The sequence below is a fragment of the Proteus sp. G2609 genome, assembly GCF_963896135.1.
In the GTDB taxonomy this organism is placed as follows: Bacteria; Pseudomonadota; Gammaproteobacteria; order Enterobacterales; family Enterobacteriaceae; genus Proteus; species Proteus mirabilis.
Genome location: NZ_CAWQNB010000040.1, coordinates 207,018 through 218,904, shown reverse-complemented (window position 1 = coordinate 218,904; position 11,887 = coordinate 207,018). Strand labels below are relative to the sequence as shown.

11 protein-coding genes are annotated in these 11,887 nt (G+C 40.6%); 4 read left to right on the top strand and 7 right to left on the bottom strand.

The annotated features are described in order from the left end of the window. The 3 genes from yfaE (at position 1) to tyrP (ending at position 2,022) form a co-directional block, all read left to right on the top strand. On the top strand, positions 1-279 hold the full coding sequence (gene yfaE, locus AACV01_RS14315; protein WP_004243655.1) for a class I ribonucleotide reductase maintenance protein YfaE: 279 nt from the start codon (positions 1-3) through the stop codon (positions 277-279). A gap of 107 nt (positions 280-386) precedes the next feature. Continuing rightward, complete coding sequence (locus AACV01_RS14310) at positions 387-620, top strand: YgdI/YgdR family lipoprotein (RefSeq protein ID WP_004243656.1); 234 nt, start codon at positions 387-389, stop codon at positions 618-620. A gap of 190 nt (positions 621-810) precedes the next feature. Further along, on the top strand, positions 811-2,022 hold the full coding sequence (gene tyrP, locus AACV01_RS14305) for a tyrosine transporter TyrP (protein WP_004248379.1): 1,212 nt from the start codon (positions 811-813) through the stop codon (positions 2,020-2,022). Between the two features lie 104 nt (positions 2,023-2,126). Here the strand turns inward: tyrP and AACV01_RS14300 are convergent, their stop codons facing one another. Further along, positions 2,127-2,669: a YfaZ family outer membrane protein gene (locus tag AACV01_RS14300; RefSeq protein WP_004248380.1), complete on the bottom strand. Its 543-nt coding sequence runs from the start codon at positions 2,667-2,669 to the stop codon at positions 2,127-2,129. Positions 2,670-2,951: 282 nt separating this feature from the next. On the opposite strand from AACV01_RS14300, the gene AACV01_RS14295 reads away from it, so the two are divergent. After that, on the top strand, positions 2,952-4,406 hold the full coding sequence (locus AACV01_RS14295) for a catalase (RefSeq protein WP_004248382.1): 1,455 nt from the start codon (positions 2,952-2,954) through the stop codon (positions 4,404-4,406). Between the two features lie 95 nt (positions 4,407-4,501). On the opposite strand, the gene menE is transcribed toward AACV01_RS14295, so the two are convergent. The 6 genes from menE to AACV01_RS14265 all read right to left on the bottom strand — a co-directional run bounded on the left by menE (position 4,502) and on the right by AACV01_RS14265 (position 11,861). Next, on the bottom strand, positions 4,502-5,926 hold the full coding sequence (menE, locus tag AACV01_RS14290; RefSeq protein WP_161683134.1) for an o-succinylbenzoate--CoA ligase: 1,425 nt from the start codon (positions 5,924-5,926) through the stop codon (positions 4,502-4,504). Further along, positions 5,914-6,885, bottom strand: coding sequence for an o-succinylbenzoate synthase (gene menC, locus AACV01_RS14285; protein WP_036971108.1), 972 nt, complete (start codon positions 6,883-6,885; stop codon positions 5,914-5,916). The genes menE and menC overlap by 13 nt, the downstream gene beginning before the upstream one ends. After that, on the bottom strand, positions 6,885-7,742 hold the full coding sequence (gene menB, locus AACV01_RS14280) for a 1,4-dihydroxy-2-naphthoyl-CoA synthase (protein WP_004243669.1): 858 nt from the start codon (positions 7,740-7,742) through the stop codon (positions 6,885-6,887). The genes menC and menB overlap by 1 nt, the downstream gene beginning before the upstream one ends. Positions 7,743-7,754: 12 nt before the next feature. Next, positions 7,755-8,522 (bottom strand): 2-succinyl-6-hydroxy-2,4-cyclohexadiene-1-carboxylate synthase, encoded by a 768-nt coding sequence (menH, locus tag AACV01_RS14275; RefSeq protein ID WP_049199307.1) that lies wholly within the window; start codon positions 8,520-8,522, stop codon positions 7,755-7,757. After that, entirely contained in the window at positions 8,506-10,191 is a 1,686-nt protein-coding gene (gene menD / locus AACV01_RS14270; RefSeq protein ID WP_049199306.1) for a 2-succinyl-5-enolpyruvyl-6-hydroxy-3-cyclohexene-1-carboxylic-acid synthase, read from the bottom strand. The genes menH and menD overlap by 17 nt, the downstream gene beginning before the upstream one ends. Positions 10,192-10,532: 341 nt before the next feature. Beyond that, a complete protein-coding gene (locus AACV01_RS14265; protein WP_110229089.1) occupies positions 10,533-11,861 on the bottom strand; it encodes an isochorismate synthase in 1,329 nt (442 codons plus the stop codon). Positions 11,862-11,887: the final 26 nt, after the last annotated feature.

Genomic DNA, 11,887 nt, shown 5'->3' with positions numbered 1-11,887 from the left:
ATGGCATCTCATAAAGTGACCCTGCACCAGCAGGGTCTATCAACCGCATTAGAATTTAGCTCTGAAACGCATCCTTCCTTGTTGGAGACGTTAGAGCGCAGCAAAATTCAAATCGAATATCAATGCCGAGAAGGTTATTGTGGCTCTTGCCGATTACGCTTAGTAAAAGGCAAAGTATGTTATCGCAATGAGCCATTGGCATTTATTCAAGCTGATGAAATTTTACCTTGTAGCTGTCACCCTGTGAGTGATATCGAAATCGAGATCTGCACAAAATAAAACCATTGACTATAATGATCACTGTTTTCTTATATTGTTCTTTTTCTAACACAAATGCGTATTTTTAACTAAAGTTAAATAACAGAGTTATAAAAAGGATCGTTACTATGAAACTAAAAACTATTTTACCGATTTGTGCCGCCTCTTTCTCTTTACTGCTATTAGCAGGTTGTTCATCTCCACAAAAAATTGAAACCGTCGATGGGCAAACTATTTTGACCACAGATAAACCTCAAGAAGATGAGTCTACCGGATTAATTATTTATAAAGATGCTGAAACCGGTGCAATCAAACAAATTAATCGTGATCAAATAAGAAGAATGGTTGAGCTTGATGATTAATTAATCTTTTTTTGTCATTCAACAACCAAAGACATGTTAAATAGCGCCAACATTTTGTTGGCGTTTTTTTATATCCCCTTTATTTTGTAAACAAAACATTACACACATCGTAATTAAAATTTGACAGAAATTTACCATTCTTATACCCTACTTTTAACTAAGTAAAATAGTTTGGAAAAACGAGGACTTTGTGAAAAATCGCACTATAGGCAGTGTATTTATTGTTGCAGGAACAACAATTGGTGCAGGAATGTTGGCAATGCCACTTGCTGCTGTGGGTATTGGTTTTAGTACCATGGTGTTATTGCTGGTGGGCTTATGGCTATTAATGAGTTACACCGCGCTTTTATTAGTGGAAGTCTATCAATACAACGATCCCCATACAGGCCTTGGCTCTATTGCGAAACGTTATCTGGGTATTGGAGGACAAGTCGTTACAGGTTTAGCTTTGCTACTTCTTATGTATGCTTTAACAACGGCTTATATCAGTGGTGCGGGTGAACTATTAGCTTCGACTTTATCTTCTTGGATTGGTCATAAGATAACCATCACACAAGGTATCATTATCTTTACAGTTATTGGTGGTGCGGTAGTCGGTATTGGTACCACTTCTGTTGATATGATTAACCGCTTACTCTTTACAGCAAAAGTTATTTTCTTAATTTTTATGCTGGTAGTCATGTTACCCCATGTGGAAAAAGTCAACTTAACCTCTATGCCTATCGCTCAGGGGCTCGTTCTTTCTGCAATCCCGGTTATTTTTACCTCTTTTGGTTTCCACGGTAGTGTACCCAGTATTGTCAGCTACATGGATGGCAATATCAAAAAACTACGCCTAATATTTATCGTAGGTAGCGCAATCCCTCTTATTGCTTATATTTTATGGCAATTAGCAACATTAGGAGCTATTCCCACCACCACCTTTATGGGGATTTTAGCCCAAGAATCTGGCTTAAATGGCCTACTCACCGCCATCCGTGATGTGGTTGCTACACCGCGAGTCAATATTGCTGTCAACCTTTTCGCAGCCCTTGCACTCGCCACCTCTTTTTTAGGCGTAGCATTAGGGTTATTTGATTATCTAGCTGATTTGTTTAAACGCAGTAATCGCGCATCTGGTCGTTTTCAATCTGGTTTATTAACCTTTGTTCCCCCGCTATTCTGTGCGTTATTTTTCCCTAACTTTGTGCAAGCCTTAGCCTATGCAGCAATTGCTTTATCTATTCTCGCACTATTATTACCAGCACTACTGGTATGGAAAGTAAGACAGCAAAAGCAGACTACAGAGCATTATAAAGTTAAAGGCGGTAAGCCAGCCTTAGCCATTGTATTTATCTGCGGGTTAGTGGTGATTGGTATTCAAATAGCGATTACCTTTAATATATTGCCACAAGTGGGTTAATCACCATTAGCTGATAAAAATCAAATAAAAAGCAGGTGTTAATTGTAACACCTGCTAAAAATAAATAACTAAACGGGAAAAACCTAATGTTCCCGTTATTGATATTAGAAACTTAAACCAGCTCCTACATAGAAACCATCAGCAAGTTTATTGTTACTGTGATTATGCGCGTTTTCAATTTCAATCACCCGATAACCCGCATTAACATGAAGTGGTTTAAATACCGTGTATTTAGCACCAACATCAGCTTCATAATAGGATTTACTTCCTGATGTTAATCCTTCCGGCGAAGCGTAAGCTTCACCATAAACACTCAGTGAAGGTAAAACACGCCAATTAAGTCCAACACCACCAGCTAATGCCGCGCCGTCATCACCATTTTTGGGGGAGAGGTAAAGTGCTTTACCACCAACGCTTGCTGAGAATGGGCCAAGAGGTAACGCAAATTTTGCACCTAAACTACCTAATTGACCATCGTGATCACTACGTGCCCAGTTACCGTTAAAAGAAAGTCCAGAATCGGCATCACCTAAACCTGCTTGTACATCGGTATAATGTTTACCCGCTTGCACATTCATCGATATGGCATTGGCATTAGCAGAAATAAGTAATGCGCTCATTGCTCCTAATAATAAAAACTTTTTCATTATGATTACCCCAGTAAATAATTTTCCCAACTTATAATTATACAGCAAATTTATTAAACAATTTTACTGAGAATTGAAAGTCAATGTTTAGATTTTTCAATCTATGTAAATAAGTTACATCTATCAATACTATCGGTCTAATGGGTTTTATTAATAATTTTAATCTTGCTAAAGTGGAATTACAGTAAAAATTAACCATAATAAATATAAGGCTGTTCGCTTCGTTTTATTCACCCATGCTATTTTTTAATGTTCACTATTCCACAAATTGGAGAAGATGTGATGGAAAAGAAAAAGCTCACAACGGCGGCTGGTGCACCAGTTGTAGATAATAATAATGTAATAACAGCAGGACCTCGTGGTCCAATGTTACTACAAGATGTCTGGTTTTTAGAAAAACTCGCCCATTTTGATCGTGAAGTTATTCCTGAAAGACGTATGCACGCAAAAGGCTCTGGTGCCTTTGGTACATTTACGGTCACTCACGATATTACGAAATATACTCGAGCTAAAATTTTCTCTGAAGTGGGTAAAAAAACAGAAATGTTTGCTCGTTTTTCAACAGTGGCGGGTGAACGTGGTGCAGCTGATGCTGAGCGCGATATTCGTGGATTTGCCTTAAAATTTTATACAGAAGAAGGTAACTGGGATATGGTGGGTAATAATACTCCTGTATTCTATCTACGTGATCCCCTTAAATTCCCTGATCTTAACCATATCGTAAAACGTGACCCTCGCACTAATATGCGTAATATGGCTTATAAATGGGATTTCTTTTCTCATTTACCAGAATCTCTACACCAATTAACTATCGATATGAGCGATCGTGGTTTACCTTTAAGCTATCGCTTTGTGCATGGTTTTGGTAGCCATACTTATAGCTTTATCAATAAAGATAATGAACGTTTCTGGGTTAAATTCCATTTCCGTTGCCAACAAGGCATCAAGAACTTAATGGATGATGAAGCGGAAGCTCTAGTAGGTAAAGATAGAGAAAGCTCTCAGCGTGATCTTTTTGAAGCCATTGAACGTGGTGATTATCCGCGTTGGAAGTTACAAATTCAGATCATGCCAGAAAAAGAGGCATCAACTGTGCCTTATAACCCATTTGATTTAACCAAAGTTTGGCCACATGCTGATTATCCGCTCATGGATGTCGGTTACTTTGAGTTAAACCGTAATCCAGATAACTACTTCTCTGATGTTGAACAAGCTGCATTTAGCCCTGCGAATATTGTTCCAGGTATTAGTTTCTCACCAGATAAGATGTTACAAGGTCGTCTATTCTCTTATGGTGATGCGCATCGTTACCGTTTAGGCGTTAATCATCATCAAATCCCTGTTAATGCACCAAAATGCCCATTCCATAATTATCATCGTGATGGTGCTATGCGTGTTGACGGTAATAGTGGTAATGGTATTACTTATGAGCCAAATAGTGGCGGTGTGTTCCAAGAGCAACCTGACTTTAAAGAGCCACCACTTTCTATTGAAGGTGCAGCCGATCACTGGAACCATCGTGAAGATGAAGATTATTTCAGCCAACCTCGTGCACTGTATGAGCTATTAAGCGATGACGAGCATCAACGTATGTTTGCGCGTATTGCGGGCGAATTATCACAAGCAAGTAAAGAAACACAACAACGTCAAATCGACTTATTTACCAAAGTTCATCCTGAATATGGCGCTGGCGTTGAAAAAGCGATTAAAGTGTTAGAAGGGAAAGACGCTAAATAGCCTGATAACAAGAAGCCCTGTGAGCAACTCGGCAAAATAATAAGGCGCCTGTAGTTTGGGCGCCTTTCTTAAAGTCGTTCGATAAAATCGCAATATCAATTTACTTGTTGCCCTTTCACCCACTGTTGCACTTGTTTACGAGAGATTTTGATCCCCCCACTCTTTAGCTGTTCTGGTAATAGTAAACAAGCGATGGGACGTTGAAAGCCTGCTAAACGCGTATGATACCATTGTGGTAATTGATTAATTGTCTCAATATCAGTATCAACAACAGCAACGGGACGTTGACCAAATTCAATATCGTCAATCGGGACAATAAATGTTTGGCGAATATTCGGGTGACTATTTAGCACCTTTTCAATATCTTCTGGCTGTATACCTTCACCCGCACTAAAAAACAGATTATCTAATCGCCCTAAAATGCACCATTCCCCCTCTTTAAAACAACCTCTATCCCGTGTTGCATACCAATCATCCTGAGTGTGTGATAACGGCTTTAATTGACCATCAAACCAATATCCTAATGCAACACTATCAGATTTGATCTGGATTTCATTATCCACTAATCTGACCGCTTTACCCTTTAATGGCGTACCAACTCCCGCTTTACCATCTGCGCGTTTTGCACAAACAGTAGAGGCCATTTCAGTCATGCCATAACCACACCAACACTGAATACCTTTACTTTCCGCACATTGGGTTAATTCAGTTGGGATCATCGCTCCCCCTAATAAAACCGCTTTTAATGTGATGGGCTGCGAACTATCCTGTTGTGTATTTTGTAATAAACGCCAAAGTTGCGTTGGCACTAAAGAAGCATGAGTACAGCCTTGCAAAGCAGCAATAAAGGGGTGCATATTACGCACTACCAAGGTAGCGCCTCGTAATAACCAACGCCAAAGAATTCCTTGCCCAGATACATGAAAGAGAGGTAAAGACAATAACCAACTGTCGCTTTTTTCAAAGGGTATCAATTCAAGAACACCTTCTGCACTACAAAGATGAGCTTGAAAAGTATGTACTGCGGCTTTAGGTAAACCTGATGATCCAGAGGTTAAGATCAGTGTTGCCATACGAGAAGATGCCCATGCAACACCTGCCATGTTATTTTTATCTTGATGTGATTTATTATTGAATTCGACACCAGAAAGATCGAGTAACCTCGCATCTAACTCAAGTGTTGATCCACTTAAATCAGCATAAAAATCGATGTTTAAATGGGGTAATAAATCATCAAGTAGAGACTTAGGGAGCTGAGGATCTAACGGTAATACTTTTGCACCGCATTGAAAAACAGCAAGTAGCGTAAAAACAACATGGATATGATTTTTACCACGTAGCAACACGGTACTTTTAGTATTAACACCCTGTTTCGCTAAATGGTTCGCCAATTGATTAATATGACAACTTAATTGTTGCCATGTTATAGGTGAATCACCGGATATGATGGCCGTTTCATTTGGGTTAAGCTGCGCCCAGTGATGCCACGGCCATTGTGTAAAATTAACTACTGTTGCCATACTGTCTTAAGCTGTTCAAGCGTGATAAGCGGAATATCTACATCTGGCCAACAACGAATAAGTTGTTGTTTGATAAGATCAACGGTATCTAAACCGGGAATAGAATCTGGCGTTAACCACTGAGCTACTCTTGCCAGTTGTGTCAATCCAAAGCTACTTTCAATACTCGAGCTAATAATCGCCTCTAGACCTAAAGCATGCGCTTGTTCAACGATAGATTGGCAACGAGCCAGACTTCCTACTAGCGTAGGCTTGATAACAATCGCCGTAACACCCTCTTGAGCTTTCACTTCAAAACCTTCATCACGCACAGTCTCATCCCAAGCAATATTGATACCTGTTGCTTGTGAAAAGGCGAGTGACTCTTCTGGGGTTTTGCATGGCTCTTCTAAAAATGCAATGCGGTCGCGCCATTGTGGGTTCACGTACTTGGCAAAACCTTCTGCTTTAGCTGGCGTCCAACTGCGATTGGCATCAAGCCTTAGTTTTAAGTCGGGGATTGCCTCTAGTAATAAGTTGACGACAATACCATCTCGTACAGCTTCATACAGACCGACCTTAACTTTAGCAACTTTCTCCCCGCTCATTTCATTAAGACTTAAAATTAAGTCATCAGGATCACCGTTGCATAAAGGTGCGGCACGATAATTGGCTTCTTCTGGTAAAGTGTCTTCAAGCTCTGCTAATGCGCAACTAATACCAAAAGCGACACTTGGCAATTCACTGTCAGTAGGATTTTCACCTAGACACCAAGCTGCTAGCCAAGATTGTGCGGCATCTTGTGCTTGTTCTAACGTTTCATGGCTAAACTCAGGAAGAGGTGAAATTTCACCCCAACCTTGTTTGCCATTTTGCTCTAAACAGACAAGAAAACCATCACGCGTTTTTAATCTTTGGTAGCGCAGAACAACACCTGCCTCCATTGGCAGGCTGAATGAATAGAGTTTGGCGTTTCGCATTATGGGTTACGTTTAAATTTAGTGAAATCAGGATGACGTTTTTCATTAAAAGCATTACGTCCTTCTTGACCTTCATCTGTCATATAAAACAGCATGGTTGCATTACCAGCCAATTCTTGCAGACCCGCTTGACCATCACAGTCAGCATTTAATGCTGCTTTCAAGCAACGTAATGCCATTGGGCTATTTTCTAGCATTTCACGACACCAACGTACCGTTTCTTTTTCAAGAGAAGCATAAGGAACAACGGTATTTACCAGTCCCATATCTAATGCTTCTTGCGCATTATATTGGCGGCATAAGAACCAGATTTCGCGAGCTTTCTTCTGCCCGACAATACGTGCCATATAAGAAGCACCCCATCCACCATCAAATGAGCCTACTTTAGGACCAGTTTGACCAAAAATGGCATTGTCTGCAGCAATGGTTAAATCACACATCATATGTAAGACATGACCACCACCAATGGAGTAGCCAGCCACCATAGCAACAACGGGTTTAGGACAAGTACGAATTTGGCGTTGGAAATCTAATACGTTCAAGTGGTGAGTGCCACTTTCATCACGGTATCCACCGTAGTCACCACGGATCTTTTGGTCACCACCGGCACAAAACGCTTTTTCGCCTGCACCAGTAAGAATAATAGTACCAATTGAGTCATCGTAACGTGCATCGGCTAATGCTTGGATCATCTCTTTCACAGTCAAAGGACGGAAAGCATTACGCACTTGCGGGCGGTTAATCGTAATTTTGGCAATGCCATCGACAGATTTGTGGTAGAGGATATCTTCAAAACCTTCAGAACAATCCTGCCATTCAATCGGTGCATATAGCTTTTCTTCGCTCGGGTAAAGCATAATTAGGTTCCTTTAACCAAAGAGGGATAATACATGGTTTATCACCGCAGCATAAGCATCAGGCTGTGCCTGATGGGCATTATGACCAGCTTGCGGGATAGTCGTTAATGGCAGCGAATATTGCTGCGCTATTGATTGAAATTTTTTATCTTGCTCACCACACAACCAAATAAAGGGTAAAGTGAGTTGTTGTAATTCTGCAACTAACCAAGGCTGATGGCCTAAAGAGAGTGTTTCTAAACTTTCCGCAATACAAAAACCTGCATTACTACTGCGTTTTTCAACTAATAACTGACGCGTTTCATCGCTTAAATCAGCAAAGACAGGCTGTTGATACCATTGCGTTAATACATCATTAATAGGTTCATTGCGAAAACGCGCGGCCCAACGTTTATCATGTGCAATACGGTTTTGTCTTTCTATTGCATCATATAAACCTGGGTTTCCCCCTTCAACAATCAATCCCATTAATCCCGATGTTTCACCAAAACATGCGTGATACATCGCAATTCTGCCACCTAAAGAGTAACCAATCAGCCAGTAATGATTAATATCGTATTCTTTTAAAGTGTCATGGAGTAATGCACTCATCTCGACAAAATTATTTACCCCAATAGAGGCAGAGTTACCATGACGGGGCAAATCAATCACGAGTGAGGGATATTCATGGCAAGCCTTAATGACGGTCTCCCACTCATGACTGTCTCCTAATAGTCCATGCAACCAAACTAACCATGGCCCTTCGTTATGCGTGTTATATTGCCTACAAGCTAAAGTCATAAGCGGTTACCTGTTTTACCAACTGATTTAAGGTTTCAGCACCCTCAGTTTCATTGACAATCAATTCAATTAATGTTGTTTTGGCTTCCCCCTGCCAACATGCAGTCACTGTAGTAAACAGATCATCCCAACAGTTTGGTGCAACATAATCTAAACCAAACATGGCAGCAGCATGTTTAAAATTTAAAGCATGGGGCATACAGTAAAAACGCTCTCGCTCTGCTATAGGCGTCGGTAACATAGAGAATATCTGCCCACCATTGTTATTGACGATAATCACCACATTTGGGGCATAGACTTGTTGATGTAGTGCCAAACTATTTAAATCATATAATGCCGATAAATCACCCAAAATAGTTAACGTCGGTTTTTGAGTGGCTCGATGAACACCTGCTGAGGTGGAAAGTAATCCATCAATGCCACTAGCACCACGATTACTCATAACAGGATAGCCCTGTGGCAATTGTGCAAAAGCATCAATTAAGCGCACAATTAAACTATTGCCAACAAAAAGCTGGCCATTGTGAGGAAGTAGATGATCTAACTGATGAGCAACTTGTGCTTCACCAAAATAGTCTGTTACTTCAGTAACATGTTGATAAGTTTGTGTAGCAATATGACTTAATGACAACGCCCAAGGTAAATTATCAATAGCAGGATGTGCCGTTAACCATTGACTCGGGGATAAGGTAAACTTCTCCCCTTGATGATGCCCCGGATCTAAACGTCCCGGAATAGCATCAATCACCCAATACATTTGCGGTGAGCAATTCGCTTGCCATTGTAATAAGCGTTTGCCTGTTAAACTGGAGCCAAATTGGATCACTATTTCTGCTTGGTTTAATTCAGCCTTCACTTGTGGATTATTTAGCCATAAGTCAGCACAAGGTAGTGGTTGTCCAGTTTGTGATAACACATCACCTAACAGAGGCCATCCCAATTGTGAAGCCCATTTGGCAACGGCAATCCCCTCTTTCGCACTGATACGTCCAGCAATAACGACCCCTTTTTTCTGACGTAGTCGATCCCATTGAGGGTGTGTAGTCACAGAGGGAGAAAGCGTTTCTTGTAACCAAGGTTTATCACTTTGCCACCACTTTCCTAATGCTTGTGTCCATGGTGTGTCATGCTCTATATCATCACCATATAATGGCTCTGCAAAAGGGCAGTTTACATGCAAAGCACCATGCACAAGATTATTCATGGCATTATCTAATGTAGAAACCAGCCAACGAGCAGGAATATCTGCTGTAGGGCGTGGTAAAGAGAGTGTTTCTGAGGGATGGCTGGCAAAAATACCTTGTTGGCGTATAGCCTGATTGGCGCCACAATTAATCAGTTCAGGCGGTCTATCTGCCGTGAGAAAGATCACCCGTTCACCAGTAAGTCCCGCTTCAATTAAAGCGGGGTATAAGTTTGCCACTGCGGTACCTGAGGTGACAATCACTGCAACAGGCTGTTGAGTGGCTTTCGCCAAACCTAATGCTAAGTGACCTAAACCACGCTCATCGAAATGCGTATGACAAATAAGTTTATGATTGGCGGCTGCCGCAAGCGTTAAAGGCGTTGAACGTGATCCGGGTGCGATACAGATATGACGTAAACCATGACGAGTCAAAGTTTCCAGTATAACTTTAGCCCATTGGCGATTAAACGAACTATTAGACATTGATCATCCCAATAACGAAAACCTGCAATGACTATTATAATATCTGTTCCTAAATACTTTTCCTTAGCCTAGTTCAATGAACAGAAGTTTTCGTTAAATAAATCGTGAAAAAGAACTCTGATAAGAGTGTATTATTTAAGCTAAAGTACTTATCTTTTTAGGCTTAATTTTTATCGTTAACAAAAAGATAGCAATAACACTAGCTAGCACAAGAATAACATTAATTTATTAACAAGATGCAGTGACGAGTTGAAAGTAGCACTAAATGGCATCCTAATCAGTACTACTTATCAACACCCAGTTTATATATTATGAGAGCCATTGGATAAACTGCAAAGAATTCAACACTCTTTTTCTAATAAAGTGCGTAAACCTGCTGCTTTATTTTCAATTTCAGCCCACTCTTGCAAAGGATCAGATCCCGCAACCACCCCTGCGCCCGCATAAAGCGTTAATGCATCATCATGCAATTCACCGCAACGTAGGCTAACCGCAAATTCGGCATGAGGCAAAGACAAATAGCCCGCAGAGCCAGCATACCAACGGCGTTCAAAAGGTTCATGTTGACGAATAAAAGTGCGCGCAATAGAGCGCGGTAAGCCACAAACAGCCGCGGTAGGTTGTAAACGCTGTAAACAATCCACATCATCAGCATGGATAAGTTTACCGTGGATATAGCGACGCAGATGTTGCACTTTACGTAAGCGGATCACATCTGCTGACGATACATCAATCCCTTCTATCCCACCTTGTAATCGCTGACAAATATCATCAACTACCACCAGATTTTCATGTTGATTTTTTTTATCGTTCATTAGCCAATCAGCAAATGCTCTGGCCTGTTGTTCATTATCAGAACTTGCCACAGTGCCCGCTAACGCTTCGGTATAAAGCACAAATTCATCGCGTTTATACAATCTTTCTGGTGATGAGCCCATAAAAGCATCAGTAGGTGAAAAAGCCAGCATATAATGATAGCAATGATGATTAACATCTCGACTTGCTTTCATAAATTGAATAGCTTTTAACGGATTATCTAAGCTTAAGCAGGTTGCCCGTGCAGGTACTACTTTTTCAAATACGCCTTGATTGATTTCATCTAAAGCAATATTAAGATAGTCAGTCCATTGCTGTTGCGTTAACGAGTGCTCTACAGATGTTACTTTGACAGATAAAGGTGCAATATTCAGTGCATTTTTAAGTGAGCGAATAAAAGCAAGCGCACTTTGCTTATCTTCTTCTGCCAATAAATTAATATGGATCGACAGTTGTTGCTGACGTCTTATCTCGATACGAGGTAAAAAAAGGTAAGCATCATCCCCCTTTTCTTTATCAATACGCCCTGGAATAATGGTATCCCACGCGTTTAATCCCCAAATACGCACATCATCAGCATGCAATGAATGCCGATGTGTTGCTAAAAATCGATGAGCATCACGGATATGATTAAAGCACTTAACTTGTCCACAAGCGGCTACTTCTTCGCTTTCATCACGATGTTGCCAATAAAATTGCGGGTAATACGTTTGTGCTGCTAGCCATGAAAGTAAGGAAAATGACACCTCTGATGGCAAGATAACTTTCAAATGTAAAAGATCATCTTGTGCTGTCAGATTTATATTTTTAACTTTTTCGTACAGTGTCGAAAACACAGGATTAACCTTTTCCACTCTAAATACCTACTACTAATGAAAAG